The organism is Bradyrhizobium sp. UFLA01-814, from assembly GCF_046718885.1.
Lineage (GTDB): Bacteria > Pseudomonadota > Alphaproteobacteria > Rhizobiales > Xanthobacteraceae > Bradyrhizobium > Bradyrhizobium elkanii.
Genome location: NZ_JAQOSR010000038.1, coordinates 1 through 21,997, shown reverse-complemented (window position 1 = coordinate 21,997; position 21,997 = coordinate 1). Strand labels below are relative to the sequence as shown.

General features: G+C 65.9%; 19 protein-coding genes. 7 read left to right on the top strand and 12 right to left on the bottom strand.

Annotated elements, in window-relative coordinates:
* Positions 1 to 237: 237 nt before the first annotated feature.
* On the bottom strand, positions 238 to 1,650 hold the full coding sequence (locus PMN64_RS14100; protein WP_411781106.1) for a mannose-1-phosphate guanylyltransferase/mannose-6-phosphate isomerase: 1,413 nt from the start codon (positions 1,648 to 1,650) through the stop codon (positions 238 to 240).
* 354 nt (positions 1,651 to 2,004) lie between these two features.
* Here PMN64_RS14100 and PMN64_RS14095 point away from each other — a divergent pair, with 354 nt between their 5' ends.
* Both PMN64_RS14095 and PMN64_RS14090 read left to right on the top strand, forming a co-directional pair.
* A complete protein-coding gene (locus PMN64_RS14095; RefSeq protein WP_253607833.1) occupies positions 2,005 to 2,991 on the top strand; it encodes a lysylphosphatidylglycerol synthase transmembrane domain-containing protein in 987 nt (328 codons plus the stop codon).
* Positions 2,992 to 3,001: 10 nt separating this feature from the next.
* Positions 3,002 to 4,012, top strand: a complete 1,011-nt coding sequence (locus PMN64_RS14090; RefSeq protein ID WP_253607832.1) for a glycosyl transferase — start codon at positions 3,002 to 3,004, stop codon at positions 4,010 to 4,012.
* Positions 4,013 to 4,017: 5 nt separating this feature from the next.
* On the opposite strand, the gene PMN64_RS14085 is transcribed toward PMN64_RS14090, so the two are convergent.
* From PMN64_RS14085 to rfaD, 6 genes are all read right to left on the bottom strand, one after another.
* Complete coding sequence (locus PMN64_RS14085) at positions 4,018 to 4,959, bottom strand: NAD-dependent epimerase/dehydratase family protein (protein WP_253607831.1); 942 nt, start codon at positions 4,957 to 4,959, stop codon at positions 4,018 to 4,020.
* A complete protein-coding gene (locus tag PMN64_RS14080; protein WP_411781105.1) occupies positions 4,956 to 6,170 on the bottom strand; it encodes a glycosyltransferase family 4 protein in 1,215 nt (404 codons plus the stop codon). The genes PMN64_RS14085 and PMN64_RS14080 overlap by 4 nt, the downstream gene beginning before the upstream one ends.
* A gap of 48 nt (positions 6,171 to 6,218) precedes the next feature.
* Entirely contained in the window at positions 6,219 to 8,132 is a 1,914-nt protein-coding gene (locus PMN64_RS14075; RefSeq protein ID WP_141340692.1) for a nucleoside-diphosphate sugar epimerase/dehydratase, read from the bottom strand.
* Positions 8,133 to 8,217: 85 nt separating this feature from the next.
* On the bottom strand, positions 8,218 to 9,498 hold the full coding sequence (locus PMN64_RS14070) for an O-antigen ligase family protein (RefSeq protein ID WP_411781104.1): 1,281 nt from the start codon (positions 9,496 to 9,498) through the stop codon (positions 8,218 to 8,220).
* Between the two features lie 8 nt (positions 9,499 to 9,506).
* Positions 9,507 to 10,979, bottom strand: a complete 1,473-nt coding sequence (rfaE1, locus tag PMN64_RS14065; RefSeq protein ID WP_411781103.1) for a D-glycero-beta-D-manno-heptose-7-phosphate kinase — start codon at positions 10,977 to 10,979, stop codon at positions 9,507 to 9,509.
* Between the two features lie 18 nt (positions 10,980 to 10,997).
* Positions 10,998 to 11,978, bottom strand: coding sequence for an ADP-glyceromanno-heptose 6-epimerase (gene rfaD, locus PMN64_RS14060; protein WP_411781102.1), 981 nt, complete (start codon positions 11,976 to 11,978; stop codon positions 10,998 to 11,000).
* 135 nt (positions 11,979 to 12,113) lie between these two features.
* Between rfaD and waaF the strand changes: the two genes are divergently transcribed.
* Positions 12,114 to 13,178 carry a lipopolysaccharide heptosyltransferase II gene (waaF, locus tag PMN64_RS14055; protein ID WP_411781101.1) on the top strand — a complete coding sequence of 355 codons (1,065 nt, stop codon included), beginning with the start codon at positions 12,114 to 12,116 and terminating at the stop codon, positions 13,176 to 13,178.
* On the opposite strand, the gene PMN64_RS14050 is transcribed toward waaF, so the two are convergent.
* Complete coding sequence (locus tag PMN64_RS14050) at positions 13,160 to 14,200, bottom strand: glycosyltransferase family 4 protein (protein WP_411781122.1); 1,041 nt, start codon at positions 14,198 to 14,200, stop codon at positions 13,160 to 13,162. The genes waaF and PMN64_RS14050 overlap by 19 nt on opposite strands.
* 138 nt (positions 14,201 to 14,338) lie before the next feature.
* Between PMN64_RS14050 and galE the strand changes: the two genes are divergently transcribed.
* The gene (gene galE / locus PMN64_RS14045) at positions 14,339 to 15,352 is read left to right on the top strand and encodes a UDP-glucose 4-epimerase GalE (RefSeq protein WP_411781100.1); all 1,014 of its coding nucleotides are present in this window, start codon (positions 14,339 to 14,341) and stop codon (positions 15,350 to 15,352) included.
* Positions 15,353 to 15,461: 109 nt separating this feature from the next.
* Positions 15,462 to 17,273 (top strand): ABC transporter ATP-binding protein, encoded by a 1,812-nt coding sequence (locus PMN64_RS14040; protein WP_411781099.1) that lies wholly within the window; start codon positions 15,462 to 15,464, stop codon positions 17,271 to 17,273.
* Positions 17,274 to 17,279: 6 nt separating this feature from the next.
* Here the strand turns inward: PMN64_RS14040 and PMN64_RS14035 are convergent, their stop codons facing one another.
* Positions 17,280 to 18,458, bottom strand: coding sequence for a dipeptidase (locus tag PMN64_RS14035; RefSeq protein WP_411781098.1), 1,179 nt, complete (start codon positions 18,456 to 18,458; stop codon positions 17,280 to 17,282).
* Between the two features lie 153 nt (positions 18,459 to 18,611).
* Here PMN64_RS14035 and PMN64_RS14030 point away from each other — a divergent pair, with 153 nt between their 5' ends.
* Entirely contained in the window at positions 18,612 to 19,313 is a 702-nt protein-coding gene (locus PMN64_RS14030; RefSeq protein WP_411781097.1) for a fumarylacetoacetate hydrolase family protein, read from the top strand.
* A 68-nt stretch (positions 19,314 to 19,381) separates the two neighbouring features.
* On the opposite strand, the gene PMN64_RS14025 is transcribed toward PMN64_RS14030, so the two are convergent.
* The gene (locus tag PMN64_RS14025) at positions 19,382 to 19,606 is read right to left on the bottom strand and encodes a hypothetical protein (protein WP_057016719.1); all 225 of its coding nucleotides are present in this window, start codon (positions 19,604 to 19,606) and stop codon (positions 19,382 to 19,384) included.
* A gap of 207 nt (positions 19,607 to 19,813) precedes the next feature.
* Between PMN64_RS14025 and PMN64_RS14020 the strand changes: the two genes are divergently transcribed.
* Complete coding sequence (locus tag PMN64_RS14020) at positions 19,814 to 20,086, top strand: hypothetical protein (protein ID WP_321176984.1); 273 nt, start codon at positions 19,814 to 19,816, stop codon at positions 20,084 to 20,086.
* A gap of 89 nt (positions 20,087 to 20,175) precedes the next feature.
* On the opposite strand, the gene PMN64_RS14015 is transcribed toward PMN64_RS14020, so the two are convergent.
* Both PMN64_RS14015 and PMN64_RS14010 read right to left on the bottom strand, forming a co-directional pair.
* Positions 20,176 to 20,550, bottom strand: a complete 375-nt coding sequence (locus PMN64_RS14015) for an SPW repeat protein (RefSeq protein WP_321177649.1) — start codon at positions 20,548 to 20,550, stop codon at positions 20,176 to 20,178.
* 22 nt (positions 20,551 to 20,572) lie between these two features.
* Positions 20,573 to 21,937: an MFS transporter gene (locus PMN64_RS14010; RefSeq protein WP_411781096.1), complete on the bottom strand. Its 1,365-nt coding sequence runs from the start codon at positions 21,935 to 21,937 to the stop codon at positions 20,573 to 20,575.
* Positions 21,938 to 21,997: the final 60 nt, after the last annotated feature.

Here is a 21,997-nt window from a genome sequence, read left to right as displayed (position 1 = left end):
GTAACGTTCTGGCGGTTGTCCCGGCTTCTCAGGGAGCCATCCCGGCTCCGAGGGAATCAGCACCAAGGCCCCTCTGCCCGATCCGCGCCTTTGGCGCAAATCACGACCCGCTTCGTTGGCAGCCGCTATAGCACGGCGTCACAAATGTGGCGAATGCCAACGGCGAAATCCGGACACGTTTTGATTCAAAGAGTTACATCGCCCGCGACTCGATCTTGAGCGCGGGGCCCGTTCGCCTCAGGTGCGCCGATAGTCATCCTCGATGCGAATGATGTCGTCCTCGCCGAGGTAGCTGCCGGTCTGCACCTCGATCAGCTCGAGCTGGATCTTGCCCGGGTTCTCCAGCCGGTGCACCGCGCCGATCGGGATGTAGATCGATTCGTTCTCGTGCACCGTCTTGATCAGCTCGTTGACGGTGACCTGCGCGGTGCCGCGCACCACGATCCAGTGCTCGGAGCGGTGATGGTGTTTCTGCAGCGACAGCCGTCCGCCCGGCTTGACGACGATGCGCTTGACCTGGTGGCGATCGCCATTGTCGACCGACTGATAGGAGCCCCAGGGGCGATGCACCTTGATGTGATTCTCGGTCACCTCCGGCGCCGCCACTTTCAATTTCGCGACCAGCCGCTTCAGTCCGTTGGCGTCCTTCTGGCGTGACACCAGCACGGCGTCCTGGGTCGCGACCACGACGAGGTCATCGACGCCTTCGAGCGCAACCAGCGCCCGGTCGGTCGAGACGTTGCAATTGCGGGAGTCCTCGAACACCGCGGTGCCGCGCGCAGCGTTGCCCAGGCTGTCCTTGTCCGACAGCTCCCAGACCTGACGCCACGAGCCGATGTCGGACCATCCGCATGCCACCGGCACCACCGCGGCACGCGATGTCTTCTCCATGACCGCGTAATCGATCGAGATCGCCTTCGCCGCACCGAAGGCCGGTGCATCGAGCTTGACGAAGCCGAGATCGCGCCCCGCCGACGCGACCGACTGCTCCACCGAGGCCACGCTGTCCGCATCGACATTGCGGTACTCGTCGAGCAGCACGCCGGCGCGGAACATGAAGTTGCCGCTGTTCCAGAGATAACCTGCATCGATATAGCCCGCCGCCGTCGCGGCATCCGGCTTCTCGACGAATTTCGCCACCGTGCGCACCTCGCCGGCGACCGCCTCACCCGGATTGATGTAGCCGTATTCGGTAGCCGGCCGCTCCGGCTTGACGCCGAATGTCACGATGCGGCCGGCGTCCGCGGCCACCAACCCGCCGCGGCACGCGGCAACGAAAGCCGCGGTGTCCCGCACCAGATGGTCGGCGGCCAGCGCCAGCACGATCGCTTCGCTATCGCGGCTCTGCGCGAACGCCGCACCGGCCGCGATCGCCGGCCCCGAGTCGCGGCGCATCGGCTCCAGCAGCACGTCGGCCTCGCGGCCGATCTCGGCCAGCTGCTCCAGCACCATGAAGCGATAGGCCTCGTTCGTGATCACGATCGGACGCTCGAACAGGCCGGCATCGGAGACCCGCAGCAGCGTCTCCTGGAAGGTCGAGCGGGCCCCGAACAGCGACAGGAACTGCTTCGGATGCACCTCGCGTGACGCCGGCCACAGCCGCGTGCCCGCGCCGCCGCACATGATCAGGGGAATAATTCGTCGATCCATCGATGCCTCAAGTCCTGTCGTGCAAAAGTCCTGTCGTATCCGCCTGCGGACGACACACCAAGTCGGCCCGGGGCCGTCGCGGCCGGCGGCCCTGTTGCCTCGGAAGCACTATCCAAGCAGTAGCACGCGCCCCCACGCGTCTGGTCGGATTTTACCGGTAACGTAAATCCCCGGTGAGTGGCCGGCCGTCCCCCGTTCCGGCCTCTTTAGCCACCCCTTCGCGCCTGCCGCAATAGGGACCAGTACGGGTATTGCCAGATCGGCGCGGAAACCATACCAAGGCGGCGAATTTGGGCGCGCGAAAGCGTTTTGCGCTGTTTTTGACACATTCTGAAACCTGGCAGCCGAACGGAAATGCGCCGAATCCTGCTTTCGACCGTCAAGATCCTGATCTCGGCAGCGCTGCTCTATTTCTCGCTGCGCAAGGTCAATCTGTACGACCTTGCCTCCCGTATCCAGGCCGAGAGCCTGGGCTGGCTCGGCCTCGCGATCGCGGTCACGTTCCTGCAGATCTTCCTCGGGGTGTTGCGCTGGCGGGAGATCAGCGTGGAGTGCGGAGCCCCGCTGGAGACAGGCCAGGCCATGCGCTTCAACGTGATCGGCACCTTCTTCAACCAGACACTGCCGTCCTCGATCGGCGGCGACGCGGTCCGGCTTTGGCTCGTCGCGCGCGCCGGTGCGGGCTGGCGCGCAGCCACCTATTCGATTTTCGTCGACCGCGCGATCGGACTGATCGCCCTCGCCGTCGTCATCGCCGCCACCCTGCCATGGAGCTATCGGCTGATTTCTGATTCCCACGGCTGGATGGCGTTGCTGCTTCTCGACCTCGCCGCACTCGCGGCCGGATTTGGCTTCCTGCTGATCGGCGTGTTGCCTTGGGTCTGGCTGAAGCAATGGTGGGCGACGCATCACATCCACGCCTGCGCGGTCATCGCGAACCGGGTGTTGTTCAGCCGCAAGCGCGGATTGAGGGTCGCAATTCTCTCGATCGCCATTCACGTGGTGACCGTCGTGATCGCCTGGTGCGTGGTGAAATCGATCACCGCGCCCGTCACCTTCGGCCAGATATTCCAATTGTTGCCGCCGGTGATGCTGATCACGATGATGCCGATCTCGATCGCGGGCTGGGGCGTACGCGAGGCCACGATGGCGCTGGCCTTCGGCTACGCCGGATTGATCGCCAATGAAGGCGTCAACATCTCGCTGTTATTCGGCGCGGTATCGTTCGTGGTTGGCGTGTTTGGCGGCTTGGTCTGGATCCTGAGCCCGGAAAAGGCCGCCAAGGGCACAGAACCGATCGAAGTCCCGGGATCGCAATCGCGAGTCCCGGGATCGCAATAGCCGGACCAGAATGAGCGCTTTCGAAATCCTCCTGTCATTGATCGCGGCGGTTCTGGCTGCGTCGATCTCGGCTGTCCTGATCCAGGCGACGCGGCCGCTGCTGCTGCGTGTGGCGCTGGCGAAGCCGAATGCGCGCTCGTCGCACCGTATTCCAACGCCGCAGGGTGCCGGCATCGCGGTCACGGCGGCGACGCTGCTGGCGGGCGGAATCGTCATCGTCCTGGCCGGATCGCAGAACCTGACTATTCCCTTCATCGTGTTCGCGGCCTGCCTGTTCATCGCGGTGGTGGGTTTTGCCGACGACATCCGCTCGCTGCCCGTCGTCCCGCGGCTGCTGCTGCAGGCCGCCGCCGTTGCGGCCGTGGTGTTTTCCGCGCCTGATGGTCTCAGGCTGGTTCCGGCCGGCCCGGTCTGGCTCGAACGCGGCCTGCTGCTGATCGCCGGCCTCTGGTTCGTGAACCTCGTCAACTTCATGGACGGGCTCGACCTGATGACCGCGGCCGAGGCCGTGCCGATCACCGTGGCGATCGCCCTGCTCGGCAGCTTCGGCTATCTCCCCGCAGCTCCCGCGCTGGTCGCGGCAGCGCTGTGCGGCGCGCTGCTCGGCTTCGCGCCGTTCAACCGACCGGTCGCAAGGATATTCCTCGGCGATGTCGGCAGCCTGCCGATCGGCCTGCTGCTCGGCTGGTGCCTGCTCGAGCTCGCCCTGCACCGGCAGTTCGCCGCCGCGCTGCTGCTGCCGCTGTATTATTTGACGGATGCGACGGTCACGCTGTTTCGCCGCATGGCGCGGCGCGAGCCATTCTGGGCCGCGCATCGCTCGCACTTCTACCAGCGCGCGACCGACAACGGGTTCACGGTGTGGCGCGTCGTCGGCGAGGTGTTTGCGCTTAACGCGGCGCTGGCGCTGCTCGCATTCACCTCGGTCGCCCTCAATTCGCTCACTGCGGACATCGCGCTGCTGCTGGCCGGCGCGCTCACCGTCGCCTGGCAGCTGCGGCGGTTCTCCCGACCGCTCTGATCGCCTCAGCTGTCCGTTTGACGCAGCGCGCGCCGCAGCCCCTCGTCGAGGCTGATCGGCTGCTGCCATCCGGTGCCCGCGATCTTGGAAAGATCAAGCTCGAGCGAGGCGAACAGGCTGTCATAGGCTTCCTTGCGGCCGCTGATCCCGAGCGCCATCTTCAACAGCAGCGGCGGCAGCCAGAACAGACGCGGCGAGGTGTCCGCCGCCCGGGCCAGACGCTCGACGAATTCCCGCGTCGAGACCTGCTCGCGGTCAGCCACCAGGAACACGTCGAAATCATCTCCCGGGTGCGACAACCGGTGCAAGATGAACGACGCGAGGTTTTCCGCCGACAGGAACGCGCGGCGATTCTTCACATAAGCGAGCGGTAGCGGCAAGCCATTGAGCACCGCGCGCTTGAGCAGGGCGAAATTTCCCTTCGCACCGGCCCCGTAGATTAGCGGCGGCCTGATGACGGTCACCCTCATGCCGCTGCCCGGCACAATTTCCTTCAAGCCGACCTCGGCGGCCGCCTTCGAGTTTCCGTAGAGGCCGCGCGGCGTCAGGACATCGTCCTCGCGAAACGGAGGACGCCCGTAATTGCTGCGCCCATGCACCAGGATCGTGCTGACGAAAATGAAATCGCGAATGCCCGCAGCGACCGCGGACCGCGCCAAATGCAGCGTGCCCTCGATATTGACGTTGCGATAGAGCTCTATCGCGCGTTCGTCGGACTGCTGATGAACGCGGGCCGCAAGATGCACAACCGCCTCCACCCCGTCGAGCGCGGCGCGCCAATCGGTGGCGGGACTGAGCGAGCCGATCATCACGTCGTTTGCATCGCGCGGTGGAGTTCGCACCGCGCGTCGCACCACCCAGCCGCCGCGCGCCAGCGCGGGCACCACATGGCGGCCGACAAAGCCGCTGGCGCCCGTGACCAGAACCGTCCGGTGACCATTATTCATACCGTCCGCTCCACATCGCGATTGGATAGCAGCTCCCGGACCAGCGCAGCGTAGCTCGCGAGCGCCCGCTCGGGACTGAAGTTCCGCGCGGTCGCGACGGCGCGCTCGGCCATCGCGGTGTCCCGCGATCGCGACGCCAGGCGGATGGCTTCGGCGAGTTGATCGGGCCTTCCCGGCGTGACGACCCAGCCCAGCCGGTTTTCGCTGACGGTGAGCGCAGCCTCGGCCTCTGGCTCGGAGACGAGAATGACGGGCCGGCCGGCAGCGAGCAGATTGTAGAACCGGCTCGGCACCGACACGCCGGCGACATCCTTGCGATAGGGAATGAGCCAGACGTCTGCGCTGGAGAGCAGCGCATCCAGCTCGCTGTCCGCGACGCGGTCGACCAGCGTGACGTTGGCAAGCCGCGCGGTGGCCCGCAGCTCCTTGAGCCGCGCGAAGCCGATGCCCCACCCCGAGAGCAGAAAATGGATCTCGCCTTCGTCACGCAGCAGCCGCGCGGCCTCGAACACGATGTCCGGATCGTGGGTGAAGCCGAGATTGCCGGACAGCCCGACGACGAAGCGCGCGGCGATCGCCTTGCGAAACGGATTGTCGGGGCTCACGGGACGGTTGCCGGGCGCGAGCGTGGCCCAGTTCGGGATGAACCTGATCTTGTCCTGTGTCATTCCGCCATAGCGCAGCAGCAGCTTCTCGGCGTCGCGGCCGATCACGATGACAGCGTTCAGGGCCCGGAACATCAGCGCGTTGATCGCGCGCATCGCCCGCGCGACCAGCGAGGACGGCCGCAGCAGCCCGGCCATCACGAGCACATCGGGAAACAGGTCGTGCAGGATCAGCGCCGACTTGGCCCCCTTCAACCTTGCCGCGGCGGCAACCGCATAGGGCAGCGCGAAGGGAGCGGTCACCGTCAGCGCCACGTCGCCCCGCTTCAGGCGCGACAACAGCGCAAAAAAGATCCGGCCGGTGAACAGCGCCTCGGCCAGCGCGCGCTTGATCAGCGCCGCCTTTCCAGGCAGCCAGTTCCTGATCTCGACGACGGCGGGACGCCCGGGCGCCGGCGCCCGCGCCGAGCCCGGCATCCCGGAGACCACCAGCACCTCCGACTCCTGCGCGATCCGTTCGGCGATCGCAGACATGATCGCGGCGGTCGTGCTGTGGTCCGGCGGATAGTGCTGGCTGACGACCACGACTTTTCGAGAACTACGCATCAATGGCTTTCGAAACGGTCCTGTCTCGGCGTCCGCAGAACGGCGCGGTCAGGCGGCATTCGATCCGAACTCGGGCACGGCGTCCTGAAGGACGGCGCGGATGGTCACACGGTCATCTCTCTCGATCGCATCCTCCAGCGCCGCGAGCCACTTGCGCAGCGTCGACATCGGAGGCTGGTTCGGCTTGGCCGCCATGACACCGGCGACCCCGATCTCGAGCGTCGGCTCCTGGCTTGCGAACAGGATCTCGTTCAGCCGCTCGCCGGGGCGGATGCCGCTAAATACGATCTCGACGTCGACGCCGGGTTGCAGGCCCGACAGACGGATCATCCGCTCGGCGAGATCGACGATCTTCACCGGTTGCCCCATGTTCAGCACATAGACCGAGACGTCAGGCCGCGCCGGCGTCACGGCGTGCGTCGCCGCGGTGATCACGAGATCGCAGGCCTCGCGGATCGTCATGAAGTAGCGAACCATGTCCGGATGGGTTACCGTGATCGGTCCGCCGGCCTCGATCTGCGCCTTGAATTTCGGCACCACCGATCCATTGGACGCCAGCACATTGCCGAACCGCACCGAGATCAGCCGCATGTGCGGCTTGCCCTTTGCCTCGGTCATCAGGTCATGGTCCAGCGCCTGGCAATACATCTCGGCGAACCGCTTGGTCAGGCCCAGCATCGACACCGGCTCGATCGCCTTGTCGGTCGAGATCATCACCATTGCGCTCGCGCCCGCGGCATGCGCGGCGTCGGCCACGTTCACCGACCCGAAGATGTTGGTCTTGACCCCTTCGCTCCAGTCGCGCTCCAGGATCGGCACATGCTTGAGCGCCGCGGCATGGAACACGATGTCGGGCTTGAACTCGCTCATCAGCCGCGTGATGCGCTCGCGATCCCGGATATCGGCGATCCGGCCCTCGATCTCGGGGCCGGAGTCGCGCGCGGACAGCGCCTCGGTGACCGCATAGAGCGCCGGCTCCGAGTTCTCCACGACCAGGAGGCGCGCGGCGCCGAAGGTCGCGACCCGTTCGCAGATTTCGGCGCCGATCGAGCCGCCGCCGCCGGTGACGATGACCGACTTGCCCCGCACCAGCGTCTCGAGCCGCGCGTAGTCGATCTTCTGGCTCGGGCGCAGCAGCAGGTCCTCGACGGCGACGTTGGTCAGTCGCGGCGCATCGCCACCCTCCAGCGACGGCAGGCGACTGACCATCACGCCGAGCCGCCGGGCGCGCATCAGCACGCTCTCCGGATGTGCTTCGGGTTCGAAGGCCGACGGTGTCATGACCACGCGCTTGATCGGCCGCTGGCGGGTCTCGAAATCCCGAATCACGGCCTCGATGTCGTCGACACCGCCGACCACGGGAATGTTGCGGATCATCTGGCCGCGGTCCGCGTCCGACGGCGAGAGCACGCCGACCGGCCAGAGCCGCTTGATGGCGCCATTCTCGATGCCGCGCAGCACGACTTCGGCATCGGCCGTACGTCCGACCAGCAGCGCCGACGCGGCATTGTCGGATCGGGCATGCAGCCGCGTGCGCGAATAGCGGAAATAGCGGTAGCCGAGGCGCAACGCGCTCAGCGCGAACACCTCGAGGAAGAAGAACAGGATGATCGTGACCCGGCCGAGGAACACCGGGCTTTGCGAATTCGTTCCGGTGAAGAAGTAGACGTAGTCCAGCACGACCAGTGCCAGCGTCAGCACCGCTGCGACCCGCAGGATATTCACCGCGTCCGGCAGCGAGGTGAAGCGCCATTTCGCCGTGGTCAGATTGGAGAAATAGCTGACGAAAACGCTGAACAGCACGAACCAGGGCAGAATCAGCAGCAGATGCGGCAGTCGATCGGTAAGGAGGCTGCCCTCAAAACGCAGATAGAAGCTCGCCAGCAACGCAAACGTCGTCGCGAGCGCGTCATGCAGCAAAATCAGGAAGTTGCGCAGGGTAAATTGTGAAAGACGCGTCATCTAACGGACGGGTTGCCGGCAACTGGGAGTTTGCGGTGAGACATTTGGCAGGCTGATAGCGCATCTGCAGCGCCCTTGCCAGCGATCATGGACGAGCAGGAGGTTCGGGTTCCATATCGGCCCCCAATTGCCCCTTCAACGCCATGCCGCCCGCGACCCCGACGCCCAGCACATACATCCAGCCTTCGTGAAAGTCGAAGATGTGTGAATTAAACAACGAACTCGTAATATTCTGTACTACGACGAGAAGCCCGATCCAGTTGACGAGACCGTCGCCGCGGAACAGCAAGAGGTGCAGCAGCCACATCGCATACAGGATCGCCACACCCACAATGCCCCACTGCACGGCGACGTTCAACGTTTGATTGTGAGGGTTGCCGATCACTTCGCCGGAGGCCTGGGTCACACCACCCGTTGCCACGCGCTCGAATAGGCCCCGGGTCGCTCCGGTGCCATGGCCGATGACCGGGGCCTCGGCGAAGAAGCCGAGCGACTTTCGCCAGAATTCGAGCCGCAGACCGACCGAGGTCGGCTCGTTGCGCTGCATGTAGAGCTTGTAGTCGCGCTCGAACGACTCGGCCGTCGAGCGCAATTGCGGCGAGCCATACCACGCCACCACGGCGAACGCAGCGGCCGCGCAAAGGATCAGGACGATGCTGCGCCAGCGCAGATGGAGCAGCGCAAACACCGCGAACATAATCGGAACCGTCACCAATGCAGTCCGCGATACCACCACCATCGCCATGTTGGCGAACAGGCTGAGCGCAATCGCAATCAGCAACATGGCCGGCAGGATGCGTTTGGCCCGCAGCAGCATCACGACCGGATAGGCCAGCGCGACCGCGCACAAGGTGAATTCCTGGCTCTGGTCGATGTAGTTCTTGACGAAAACTCCCTGCTCACCCGGCGCAGGCGCCCTCAGCGCGAGGTGCGGATAGGCAAGCACCAGCCAGGACATCAGCATCAACAGCGTGCAGGAGACCAGGAAAGCGACGAACACCCAGGTCCCGCGGGCCGAGCGCTGAAAATGATAGAGCAGGACCGGCAGCACGAGGAGCTTTGCGGTCGGCCCGACCGCGTAGAATCGCGCGCCCCAGGCCGCGTCCGACCAGAGCGTGCCGACAAGCGCGAGGCAAAACAACGCGACTGGCGCCAGGCAGATCGGCCGCTTCAGCAGCGCCCAGAACGCCTTCAGATCGACCGTCGGCGCAATCGCGATCAGCAGCACCACGCCGAAGATGCCGACCAGCGAGGTCGACCACGGCAGCGACAGCGCGATCAGGACCGCGACCACATCGGTCGCGGTCTGCCAGCGCGCCGGATCGCGCCAGGCCGGACACGCCGCGGCGCCTGCCGGGGATGCCATGCTTGCGCTCACGCCTTGCCCTCACGGGCCCGCGCAACCAGCGACGTCGTGCTGTGGCCGGGCAGGATCTCGACCAGCACCACCTCGCCGCCGGCGGCTTCGACGATCTCGTAGCCGACCACCTGCTCGCGGGTATAGTCGCCGCCCTTGACCAGCACGCTCGGCCGCACCTGCGTGATCAGATTGATCGGCGTGTCCTCCTCGAAGATCGCGACGAGGTCGACGGCTTCCAGCGCCGCCAGCACCTCGGCGCGGGCGCGCTCGTCCTGCACCGGACGCCCCTCGCCCTTCAGCCGCTTCACCGAGGCGTCGCTGTTCAGCCCGACGACGAGGCGATCACAGGCGCCGCGCGCGGCGGTCAGCACCTTGACGTGGCCGGGGTGCAGGATGTCGAAGCAGCCATTGGTGAAGCCGATGCGCAGATCCTGCCTGCGCCACTCCTCGAGGCATGCATCGATGTCGCCGCCGGCCGGGACGATCTTCTCCTCGGCCGCCAGCGAAGCGTGCGGCAGGATCCTTCGGCGCAATTCGGCGGACTTGACGATCGCGGTACCGGTCTTGCCGACCGCAACCGCCGCCGCCGCGCTCGCGATCCGCAGCGCGCCTTCCCAGTCGGCGCCGCCCGCCAGCGCCAGCGCCAGCGCCGCGGCAACGGTATCGCCGGCGCCGGAGACGTCGCGCACCTTGACCGGCAGCGCCGGCACATGGATCGACTCGCCGCCCCGCGTCACCAGCGTCATGCCGCGCTCGCCCTGCGTCACCAGCATCGCCTCGCAATCCGCGAGGTACATCGCATCGGGCGCGGCCTGCGCGATGCTGTCCTGGCTGTCGGCGCGGCTGCGGGTCGCCTCGGCGAATTCCTTGCGGTTCGGCGTCAGCACGGTCGCGCCGCGATAGATCGCGAGATTGGCGCTCTTGGGGTCGACGATGACGCGCTTTTGCGCCTGGCGCGCCGCGTCGATCACATTGCGGATCACCCGCGCGGTGAGCACGCCCTTGGCGTAATCCGACAGCAGCACGATGTCGGCCCGCGCAAGCCGCGGCAGGATCGCGTCGATCAGCTGCTGCTCGATGGCCGGCGCGGCCGGCGCGGCGAACTCCCAGTCGGAGCGCAGCATGTGGGTCGAGAATTGCTCGGAGACGAAGCGCACCTTGCGCGTGGTCGGACGGGCGGCGTCGCGCACCAGCACGGTCTCGATAGCGGCTTCCTTCGCCAGCGCCAGCGCCAGCGCCGCGCCGGCGGCGTCCTCGCCGATCAGGCCGACGAAGATGCAGCGCCCGCCAAGCGCAGCGATGTTGCGCGCGACGTTGCCGGCGCCGCCGATATTGGTCTCGCTGCGCCTGACCGCGATCACCGGCGCCGGCGCCTCCGGCGAGATTCGCGACACCTCGCCGTAGACGAACTCGTCGAGCATGAGGTCGCCGACGCACAGCACGGTCTGGCCGGACATCGCACGCGAGATCGCTTCAAAATCGAACATCAGTCACCGTCATCCGCTCTAGCGATAGCGATCCGCGCGGTCGAGAAAGCCCTTCACATAGGCCCCGACTGCGTCTTCCAGGCGGGTGAAACCGCCATTGTATCCGGCGCGCCCGAGACGATCGACTACGCTCTGGGTGAAGTACTGGTAGCTGCCGCGAATCTGCTCGGGCATGTCGACATACTGGATGTTCGGCTCCAGCCCGAGCGCGCCATAGGCCGAGACGATCAGGTCCTTGAAGCTGCGCGCCCTGCCGGTACCGACATTGAACAGCCCGGAGACCCGCGGCGTCGCGATCAGCCACATCATCACCCGCACGACGTCGTCGACATAGATGAAGTCGCGGCGCTGATCGCCGTCGGCGATGCCCTCGCGATGCGACTTGAACAGCTGCACGGCGCGGCCCGCCTTGATGTCGTCGAAGCGGCGCGCCAGCACGCTCATCATCGGGCCCTTGTGATATTCATTGGGGCCGAACACGTTGAAGAATTTCAGCCCGGCCCATTGCGGCGGCAGAGGCGCGCCCTTCGCCGCGCGCTCGGCGACCGCAAGGTCGAACAGGTTCTTGCTCCAGCCGTACAGGTTCATCGGCCGCAGCCGCCTGAGCGCCTCGACCGACGCGTCGTCGTCAAACCCCTGTTCGCCGTCGCCATAGGTCGCGGCCGAGGAGGCATAGATGAACGGCGTGGCATTCGCCGTGCACCAGTCGAGCAGCCGCATCGAGAGACGGAAATTGGTCTCGATCACCAGGTCGCCGTCGGTTGCCGTGGTCTCGGAAATGGCGCCGAGATGGATCACGGCGGTGAGCCGCCGCCCTTTCAGCCAGTCGCCGAGCTCGGCCGGCGGAACGACATCGGCAAGCTGGCGCTTGGCCAGGTTCCGCCACTTGCCGTCCTGCCCAAGCAGATCGCAGACCGCGACGTCGCTGCGCCCGGCGTCGTTCAACGCGGCCACGACGTTCGATCCGATAAAACCGGCGCCCCCGGTTACCAGAAACATGATGAAATCCCGCCAGATTCCTTTGCAGCCGTCAGCTTTGCCCCACTCCCGCGTCGCAGGCAACGACGGCTTTACCTCTCATCGCGAACCGGTTACCGACTTGGCCGCGCCCGATCGGCCTTGGCCTATTTAGAAATGAATATTGATTCAATATCTGATATCGAAACACAGGATGCCGGGGATACCAGACCTATCCTCGTCGTGCCCTATGTTTGGATCGGCGATTTCGTGCGCGGCCACACCGTGGTCAGGGTGCTCCGCAAGCGTTGGCCGAACCGGCCGATCGACCTTCTGACGTCCAGGCTTTGCGCCCCTTTGGTCGATTATATGCCCGATGTTCGCGCCGGGATCGTGTCTGACCTGCCGCGCAGCCGGCTGGCGCTGGCCCAGCAGCAGGCCCTCGCGGCCGAGCTTCGCCGACGGAACTACGCCACCGCGCTGGTGCTGCCGCGAACCTGGAAGGCCGCTCTCGCGCCGGCGCTGGCGGGCATCCCGGAACGGGTCGGCTTCTTTGGCGAGGTGCGATTCGGCCTGATCAACGCGATGCGATGGGGTGAAAAGCAGCAGCCGCGCTTCATCGACAAGAACGCGATCCTGGCGCTGCCTGACGGCACTGCCCGCCCGCCGGAATGGCCGGTGCCGCAGCTTCGGGTTCCCGCGGACGAAATCGAACGCTGGCGGCAGGCTAACGGCCTCGGCCGCGGTCCCGCCATCGCGCTCGGCCCCGGCTCGGTCGGCGCCTCGAAACGCTGGACCTATTATCCGGAGGCCGCGCGCCTGTTCGCCGAACGCGGCTTCGACGTCTGGGTGGTCGGCGGCCCCGGCGAGAAGGCGCTGGCGCAGGAGATTTCGGCCGTCGGCGGCGCGCGGGTCCGCGACCTCACCGGCAGCGATCTGCGCAACGGCATCTTTGCGATGGCCGCGGCCAGCGTCGCTGTGACCAACGACTCCGGCCTGATGCACATCGCCGCCGCAATCGGCACGCCGACCATGGGCATCTTCGGCCCGACCGATCCCTATCTCTGGGCGCCCCTCAACGGCCTCGCCGCGACGGTGCTGCAGACCAGGAGCAAGCTGTCGTGCCAGCCGTGCCAGCGCACGGTCTGCACCATGAATGACCATCGCTGCATGCGCGACATCGCACCCGAAGAGGTCGTGGAGATTGCGCAGCGCGTGCTGGCTCAGGTCAGCGCGCGGTAGACCTTGGCGATCGCGTTCGCCTCGGCATCGAGGCTGAACTTATCCACAACTCGTTGCCGCGCCCGCGCCCCCATCGCCGCGGCCGCAGCCGGATCGCGCATCAAGGGCTCCAGCGCGGCCACCAGCGCATCGGCGTCGCCAGGCGGCGTCAGCACGCCGGTGACGCCGTCCTCGACGACGAACTCGGCCGCGCCCGCGCGCGCTGCCACCAGCGCCGCGCCCGCAGACATCGCCTCGATCAGGGTCAGGCCGAAACCTTCATTGCGCGAGGTGAAGGCGTAGATCGTCAGCCGCTGATACCAGCGCATGACGTCCTCGATGGGCAGTTCGCCCGTGATGATGATGCGCGATTGCAGGCCGGCGGCCTCGATCTTCCGCTTCAGCTCGTTGGCAAAGGCGAGTTGCTCCGGCACCACGGCGCCGACAATGACGGCGGTGAAATCGGGATAGCGCGGCAGCAGCCTGCACATCGCCTCGACGAAGACGTCGCTGCCCTTCTGCGCGCGCACCCGCCCGAAACAGCCGATCGCATAGCGTCCCGGCAATCCGCTCTCGGCGAAGGCGCTCGCGCGATCGGCCGGCGGCGCATAGCGGTCGGTGTCGACGCCGTGCATCACCACTGTCGCGTCGCGCTTCAGATAGGAGGCCGACAGCGGACTGGTGGCGATGATCGCATCCATGTTGCGGATCAGCCAGCGCGTCAGCCAGGTGTGATGGCGCTGCGCGGCCGAGGTGAAGATCAGTTTCAGCGGCCAGCCGAGCGCCCGCAGCGCGAGCCCGACGATCATCTCGTCGTTGCGCCGCGCATGCCAGATCAGCGGCGATGCGCGCCGCCACAGCCGCAGGAGACCGGCGAATCCGATCGCGTCGATGCCGTCGGGCCGATGCGAGCCGAGCCAGGCTGCGCGAAACATCTTGGCGAGCTTCGGCGCGACCATGCGATTGGTCGCGGTAACACCCGAATAGCGTCGGTGCAGATTGGGCACGATGAGCTCGAGCTCGCCGGCAGGTGTGTTCTCGATCGGCACTCAAGTCTCCGTTTCGTGCCAGTTCCTATACGCAACATTAAGCATAGCGGCCAGTTCGGCCGCGGCGAAACCCCCTCTTCACCGCACTCCCGCTAGCATCGCCGGTTAAAGAACATCGGGAGAGCTCTATCCATGACCGTGCTCGTGACCGGCGGCGCCGGCTATATCGGAAGTCACATGGTTCATGCGCTGGTCGATGCCGGCGAGAGCGTCGTCGTGGTCGACAACCTTTCCACCGGCTTCTCCGCGTTCCTGCCCGAAGGCGTGCCGCTGTTCATCGGCGATGCCGGCGACGAGAACCTCGTCGAGGGCGTGATCGCCCAGCACGGCATCGACAGCATCATCCATTTCGCGGGCTCCGTCGTGGTGCCGGACTCGATGCGCGATCCGCTCGGCTACTATCGCAACAACACCATGACGACGCGCAGCCTGCTCAACGCGGCGGTGAAGGGCGGCGTCAGCCGCTTCATCTTCTCCTCGACCGCGGCCGTCTACGGCAACCCGGACCAGGTGCCGGTGCCGGAGATCGCACCGACGCGTCCGCTGTCGCCCTACGGCTCGTCGAAGCTGATGACCGAGATCATGCTGCACGACGTCGCGTCCGCTCACGGCATGAGCTACGTCGTGCTGCGCTACTTCAACGTCGCCGGCGCCGACCCGACGGGCCGCGCCGGCCTTGCCACCATCGGCGCCACCCATCTGCTCAAGATCGCGGTCGAGGCCGCGACCGGCCAGCGCGCCAAGATCGACGTGTTCGGCACCGACTATCCGACCCAGGACGGCAGCTGCATCAGGGATTTCATCCATGTCAGCGACCTCGTCGAGGCGCATCGCTCGGCGCTGTCCTATCTGCGCGCCGGCGGGCAATCGGTGACGATGAATTGCGGTTATGGCCGCGGCTATTCCGTGCTCGAGACGATCGAGGCGGTGCGCCGGGTCTCGATGCGCAATTTCGCGGTCGCCTACGCCGCGCGCCGGCCTGGCGACATCATGACCATGGTGGCCGACACGACAAGGATCCGTTCTCTGCTCGACTGGACGCCGCGCTACGATGATCTCGAGACCATCGCGAGCCACGCACTGGCCTGGGAGGAGAAGCTGTTCCGGGAGCGCGCCGGCTCCGCGCGACACGCGGAATCGGCCTAAAAAACAAACCGTTATCAAGCAGTTATTGTACTTGAAAAAGCCCCGCCAAGCGGGCAAGGAGGTCCCGCAACCCTGACGGCCGGCGCTGCCCGCCGTCAATGGAACGCGGATGGCCCAGTTTCCAAAGAAAATTACCGACGATCCCTATGGCGCGGCGATCCTGATTCGCCGCCTGGTCATGGAACAAGGGATTACCTATTGGCGGCGCTATCTGACAGCGTTCGCCCTGATGGCCATTGCGGCCGGCTCGACGGCCGGCGCCACCTACGTGCTCGGCCAGGTGATCAACCAGGCCTATGTCGACAAGAACATCCCCGGCATCGCGATGTTCGCCGGGATCACGGTGGTGCTGCTGTTCATCAAGGGCGTGGCGACCTACGGCCACATGGTGATCCTGAACAAGATCTCCAACGCCATCCTCGCCAGCAACCAGCGGCAACTGTTCGCCAAGCTGATGAGCGAGAGCATCGGCTTCTTCTCGCAGCGGCACTCGTCGGAATTCCTGGCGCGGCTGACCGCCGGCGCCAAGTCGATCACCGACGTACTCAACATGCTGGTCAATGCGATCGGCCGCGACTTCCTGATGCTGATCAGCATGGTCACCGTCATGGTCTGGCAGGACCCGCTGATGTCGTTCATCGGGCTCGTGGCGGTGCCGCCGGCGATGCTGATGCTGCGCAGGCTGGTGAAGCGGATCAAGGGGCTCGCCTACAACCAGTTCACCGGCACCGCCGACATCATGGAGACGATGCAGGAATCGCTGCAGGGCATCCGCACCGTGAAGGCGTTCACGCTGGAAGGCACCATGCAGCAGCGGATCGACGAGCACATCGCAACCGTCGAGAGCAATGCCAACAAGATGGCGCGCGTCGCCAACCGTTCCAATCCGCTGATGGAGATGCTCGGCGGCTTCGCGGTTGCCGGCTGCCTGATGTATGGCGGCTACAGCGTGGTGGCGCTCGGTTCCACGCCGGGCCAGTTCTTCACGTTCCTGACCGCCTTCCTGATGGCGACCGAGCCGGCCAAGCGGCTGGCGCGGCTCAACATCGACCTCAACAGCCAGCTGGTCGGCGCGCGGATGCTGCTCGAGGTGGTCGATAGCCCCGCGAGCGAACAGTCCGATGACCGCAAGCCGGCCCTGAAACTCTCCGACGCGCGGATCGAGCTGCGCGACGTCAGCTTCGCCTATCGGCCGAGCGAGCCGGTGCTGAACCGCATGAGCTTCGTGGCCGAGCCCGGCAAGGTGACCGCGCTGGTCGGCCCCTCCGGCGGCGGCAAATCAACCGTGCTGGCCTTGCTGCTTCGTTTCTACGAGACGCGCGAGGGCGACATCCTGATCGACGGACAGCCGATCTCGTCAGTGTCGCGCAAGTCGCTGCGGCAGCAGACCGCCTATGTCGGACAGGACGTCTATCTGTTCCGCGATACCATCCGTGCCAACATCGCCTTCGGCAAGCAGGGCGCCAGCGAGCAAGAGATCGTCGACGCCGCCAAGGCCGCCTGCGCGCACGACTTCATCATGAGCTTCCCGCTCGGCTACGACACGCCGGTCGGCGAGCACGGCACCCAGCTGTCCGGCGGGCAACGCCAGCGCATCGCGGTCGCCCGCGCGCTGATCAAGAACGCGCCGATCATCCTGCTCGACGAGGCCACCGCCGCGCTCGACTCGGAGTCCGAGAAGCAGGTGCAGGAAGCGATCGAGCATCTCTGCCAGGGCCGCACCACGATCGTGATCGCGCACCGCCTGCACACCATCATGCATGCCGACGCGATCCTGGTGGTCGAGGGCGGCGAGATCGTCGAGCGCGGACGGCACGAGGAGCTGCTGCGCCGCGGCGGCCGTTACGCCTCGTTCTTCCGCCTGCAGCACCACCACGACCCGTCGCCGCTGGCGCTGGCGCCGATCAGCGCCACCGGCTAGGGCCTGTCATCCCCTCGGGGCAATGCCTGCGCGCAGCACGCGCAGGACATTGCCGCCCATGACCTTGCGGATGTCGTCCTCCGAGAACCCGCGCGACATCAGCGCCTGGGTCACGGCGACGATCTCGCTGGCATCGAAGCCCGTCGTGGTCGAGCCGTCGAAATCCGAGCCGAGGCCGACATGGCCGATTCCGACCAGGTCGCGCACATGGGCGATCGCCCGCGCCACGTCCTTCGGATCGAGCGAGCAGACCGCGCCTTGCCAGAAACCGATGCCGACCACGCCGCCGGTCCGCGCGACGCCGCGGACTTCGTCGTCGGTGAGGTTGCGGTTGACCTTGCAGGTCGCCTGAACGCCGCCGTGGCTCGAGACCACCGGACGCGTCGCCATCGCCAGCACCTCGCCGACCGCCGCGTGGCTCGCATGCGCGAGGTCGACGATCATGCCCATCGCCTCCATCCGCTGCACCACCTGCCGGCCGAGCGGCGTCAGCCCGCCCTTTGCGACGCCGTGCATCGAGCCCGCGACATCATTGTCGAAGAAGTGCGCGAGACCGGCCATTCTGAATCCGGCGGCGTAGAGCACGTCGAGATTGGCGATATTGCCCTCGATGTCCTGCAAACCCTCGATCGAGAGCATGCCGCCAACCACCGTCGCGCCGCTCTTGCGGTCGGCGAGCAGGCGATCGAGGTCGGCCGGCGTTGCGATCAGGCGCAGCCGTCCGGCGGACTGTTCGGCGAAGCTGTGCAATTTCTCGGCATGCCACAGCGAGCGCTGCAGCAACGAGAACCACGTCCGCGGCGGCTGCAGATCGATGATGGCGAGGTCCGTGATGGTGTCGGTGTCGGCGCCGTTGGCATCATAGTTCTGGCCCCTGGGCGACTTGGTGACCGACGAGAACACCTGCAGCGCGTAGTGTCCCTCGATCAGGCGCGGCAGATCGATATGGCCGCGATCGGATCGCGCGATCAGGTCACGCTTCCACAGCAGGCTGTCCGCATGCATGTCCGCCACGACGAGCGTCGCCTGCAAGTCCGTTGCGGCGGGCGTGATATCCAGCGCCACGCGCTGGACCCTGTTCTGCGCCCGGTCGATCCGCTCCGGGACGACCATGAAAAAGCGGACGGCGGCGGCGATCAGGGCCACAACGATCAGCACCACGCCGATCGAAAGCCATTTCCTCATGGGCCCCACCGCCATTGTCGACCAAAGGCGGCCGCGCTCGGCGGAAAGCTGGCCTCACCTCTGCGCCGGATGCAGCCGCGGCCACTAGCCCTGAGCGGCGTAAGCGCGTAAATACCGCCCGCGCTCCCTCCTTCAACCCTCCGGGACCCGTTCATGAACGCCGCATCCACCGTCATTCCGCTTCCCCCGCAGCCCTCGCTTCCCGTCGTCGGTGAATCCGGCACCTATCCGGTCCGCCGCATCTGGTGCGTTGGCCGCAACTATCTCGAGCATATCAGGGAGATGGGCAATGACGAGCGCGCGCCGCCGTTCTTCTTCGGCAAGCATGCCGACATGCTGGTGCCCGACGGCGCGACCATCCCCTATCCGCCGCTGACCAAGGACCTGCATCACGAGGTCGAGCTGGTGGTGGCGATGAAGAGTGGCGGGCTGAACATTCCCGCCGACAAGGCGCTCGAGCATGTCTACGGCTATGCCGTCGGCATCGACCTGACCCGCCGCGACCTGCAGATCGCCTCGCGCAAGAAGGAGCGGCCCTGGGAGATCGGCAAGTCGTTCGACTATTCCGCGCCCTGCTCGGCGATCCAGCCGGCCGCGAAGATCGGCCACCCGACCGCGGGCAAGATCTGGCTCACCGTCAACGGCAAGGAAGCGCAGAAGGGCGACCTCACCGAGCTGATCTGGAACGTGCCTGAAATCATCTGGCAGCTCTCGCAGCAGGTGAAGCTCGCCGCCGGCGACATCATCATGACCGGCACGCCCGCCGGCGTCTCGCAGCTGCAGGTGGCCGACAAGCTCGAATGCGGTGTCGACGGCGTCGGCAAGCTCGCGGTGACGATCGGCAAGCCGGAATAACCGCCTCAGCAGACGAGGCAAGGCCCAAAGCCCCGGACCTCGAGTCCGGGGCTTTTTGCTGTGCGCGGTCAGCGCATCGTGCCGGGCATGCAGGGCGGCTCGGTGAACGGGGCGGTCGCGAACGATCCGACCTTCGGCGCGCGCACACAATCGGTGGTCTTGCTGCTGACCGTCGTTGTCGTCATCGAAGCATTGGCGCGCCGCACCGCAGCGTTGTTGCCGGCGGCCGACGCCTGCGCCGAACAGGCGGCTGCGGCAACCAGCGCAAGCGCCGCGAGGGTCAATTTGGTCATGCGATTTCTCCGTACGGTGGTGAAGCCGACCTAGCTCGGCTCCTGTGATCAAGGACCGCGAGTGCCCGGAAATTATTTCATCACGCGCGATCACCGCGCCGCGAGCGCCTGATCACATCGGATGGAGCGGGGAATACCGGAGCGACCGGAGCACTCCATGTCATCAAGGCCGCGCACAAACGCGGCGACGAATGTATGGAGATTTTCATGATCGATCTTCGACGACCCGGCGTACGACTGGGCTTGGCTGCGATTATGTCCGCGGCAATGGCGACCGCTTGCTTTGCACAGGCGGCGGTCCAGCAGCCCCGCGCCTACGCGTCAAACGAAACCGCGAGCAGGCCGTGGTCGGCGCCGGTCGGCCATCGCCAACCGCGCGCCGCCGATATTCCGGCGACGACATCGACATCGCAGCAGGTCATCGATCAGGAGGACGCGATCGTCGACCGCAAGATCAAGGGGATTTGCCGCGGCTGCTAGAGCATGATCCGGAAAAGCGCGAAGCGGTTTTCCGAGAAGACCATGCTCAAAGACGAAGAGCCACACCTCGGTCTCTCCGGCGGCGGAGCTTACTGCCTTTCGGCAGCCTGCGGCGTGTCCGGGCCGAAATGCGTCTTCTCGTATTCGAGCCACAGCTCGAGCAGCGCCATGAACGCCACCACCGCGCCGGCGGCGATGGCAAAATGCATCGCGCGGGTATGCGTGAAGCCGAGCAGCCAGGGCGAGACGATCAGCCAGCACCCGACGACCAGGTTGATCCATTCTTCCCAGATCGAGAACGCGACGATCGCCGCCAGCGACATGATCGCGATCGCCGCACCGCTGATCCTGAGATCGATCGCCGCGGTCGGATTGGCCTGCACGAACAGCCACGGCGCAGCGAGCAGGAAGATCGCGGCGACGAGGTTATAGAGATCGAGCGCCGATTCTTTTCGCCATTTCATCATCTGCTGCTCCATTGCTGTCTCAAGCCCGGCGTTCATGCGCGCCGGCCGCATTGATGTCCTTGCCGGTAAAGTCGGTCATCAGCGCGGTCGCGACCAGCGTGATGACGGCGCAGAGCGCGATGTAGACCGCGATCGCGATCCACGAATGATAGGTGCCGAACAGCCACGCCGCGATCAGCGGCGCGGGACCGCCGGCGATCACGGATGCGAGCTGATAGCCGAGCGAGGCGCCGCTGTAGCGCAGCCGTCCGGTAAAGCTTTCGGCGATCAGCGCGGCCTGCGGCCCGTACTGCATATCGTGCGGAATGAGCGAGAGAATGATCGCGAGGAAGATGATCGACTCCGATCCGGTATTGAGCATCGCGAAGTAGATGAAACCGAAGATGCCGGTCACCAACGCGCCGATCATGTACATGTTCTTGCGGCCGATCTGGTCCGACAGATGCCCGAACGCCGGGATCGAGACAAACGACAGCACCGAGGCCGCGAGCACCGCGGTGAGCAGGAAATCGCGCGAAACGTGCAGCGTGCCGGTGCCGTAGGAGAACACGAAGGCGGTGAAGATGTAGAACGGCGCCTGCTCGGACATCCGCGCGAAGGCGGACAGCAGGATCTCCTTCGGATGGTCCCGGATCACCGTCAGCATCGGCGTGCGGTCGAGCTGACGCTCGGCCAGCAGCTTGCTGAACACAGGCGTTTCCAGAATGCCGAGCCGGATGTAGAGGCCGACGCCGACCAGGACGATGCTGAGCGCGAACGGAACGCGCCAGCCCCACGCCAGGAACTGGTCGCCCGACATCTGGCTGAAAGCCAGCACAGCGAGATTGGCGAGGAACAGCCCGCAGGGCACGCCGAATTGCGGCCACGACGCGATCAGGCCGCGGGAGCGATCGTTGCGCGCCCATTCCATCGACATCAGCACCGAGCCACCCCATTCGCCGCCGACGCCGACGCCCTGGATGAAGCGTAGCACGGTCAGGATCACCGCGCCCCAGATGCCGATGCTGGAATAGGTCGGCACCAATGCGACCGCAGCGGTCGCCAGGCCCATCAACAGCAGCGTCGCGATCAGCGTCGACTTGCGGCCGATGCGGTCGCCATAGTGCCCGAAGATCGCAGCCCCGATCGGCCGCGCGACGAAGCCGACCGCATAGATGGCGAAGGCTTCCAGCGTGCCGACCCAGGGATCGGAATGCGGAAAGAACAGTTTTGCGAAAACCAGGCCGGTGACGGTGCTGTAGAGAAAGAAGTCATACCACTCGATCGCGGTCCCGACGGTGGAGGCGATCACCGCACGGCGCATCTGCAGCTGATGCTCGGATGGCGTGAGCTGGTTGGCGTCGAGGCCGGGGGGTGGACGAAGCGTTGAGCCAAATGTTGCCATGGGGGTGTCTCCCTCGCAGGCCCCCGGACGGATATTGACTGTGGTTCGTTTGAGTACGAA

Bases quoted from the DNA above. Each gene is read 5' to 3' on its own strand.
- PMN64_RS14080 (WP_411781105.1), bottom strand. From the start codon at position 6,170: ATGCGTAGTTCTCGAAAAGTCGTGGTCGTCAGCCAGCACTATCCGCCG.
- PMN64_RS14030 (WP_411781097.1), top strand. From the start codon at position 18,612: ATGAACGCCGCATCCACCGTCATTCCGCTTCCCCCGCAGCCCTCGCTT.
- PMN64_RS14020 (WP_321176984.1), top strand. From the start codon at position 19,814: ATGATCGATCTTCGACGACCCGGCGTACGACTGGGCTTGGCTGCGATT.
- PMN64_RS14010 (WP_411781096.1), bottom strand. From the start codon at position 21,937: ATGGCAACATTTGGCTCAACGCTTCGTCCACCCCCCGGCCTCGACGCC.
- PMN64_RS14090 (WP_253607832.1), top strand. From the start codon at position 3,002: ATGAGCGCTTTCGAAATCCTCCTGTCATTGATCGCGGCGGTTCTGGCT.
- PMN64_RS14035 (WP_411781098.1), bottom strand. From the start codon at position 18,458: ATGAGGAAATGGCTTTCGATCGGCGTGGTGCTGATCGTTGTGGCCCTG.
- PMN64_RS14100 (WP_411781106.1), bottom strand. From the start codon at position 1,650: ATGGATCGACGAATTATTCCCCTGATCATGTGCGGCGGCGCGGGCACG.
- PMN64_RS14040 (WP_411781099.1), top strand. From the start codon at position 15,462: ATGGCCCAGTTTCCAAAGAAAATTACCGACGATCCCTATGGCGCGGCG.
- rfaD (WP_411781102.1), bottom strand. From the start codon at position 11,978: ATGTTTCTGGTAACCGGGGGCGCCGGTTTTATCGGATCGAACGTCGTG.
- rfaE1 (WP_411781103.1), bottom strand. From the start codon at position 10,979: ATGTTCGATTTTGAAGCGATCTCGCGTGCGATGTCCGGCCAGACCGTG.
- PMN64_RS14070 (WP_411781104.1), bottom strand. From the start codon at position 9,498: ATGGCATCCCCGGCAGGCGCCGCGGCGTGTCCGGCCTGGCGCGATCCG.
- PMN64_RS14015 (WP_321177649.1), bottom strand. From the start codon at position 20,550: ATGAAATGGCGAAAAGAATCGGCGCTCGATCTCTATAACCTCGTCGCC.
- PMN64_RS14085 (WP_253607831.1), bottom strand. From the start codon at position 4,959: ATGAATAATGGTCACCGGACGGTTCTGGTCACGGGCGCCAGCGGCTTT.
- PMN64_RS14025 (WP_057016719.1), bottom strand. From the start codon at position 19,606: ATGACCAAATTGACCCTCGCGGCGCTTGCGCTGGTTGCCGCAGCCGCC.
- waaF (WP_411781101.1), top strand. From the start codon at position 12,114: ATGAATATTGATTCAATATCTGATATCGAAACACAGGATGCCGGGGAT.
- PMN64_RS14095 (WP_253607833.1), top strand. From the start codon at position 2,005: ATGCGCCGAATCCTGCTTTCGACCGTCAAGATCCTGATCTCGGCAGCG.
- galE (WP_411781100.1), top strand. From the start codon at position 14,339: ATGACCGTGCTCGTGACCGGCGGCGCCGGCTATATCGGAAGTCACATG.
- PMN64_RS14075 (WP_141340692.1), bottom strand. From the start codon at position 8,132: ATGACGCGTCTTTCACAATTTACCCTGCGCAACTTCCTGATTTTGCTG.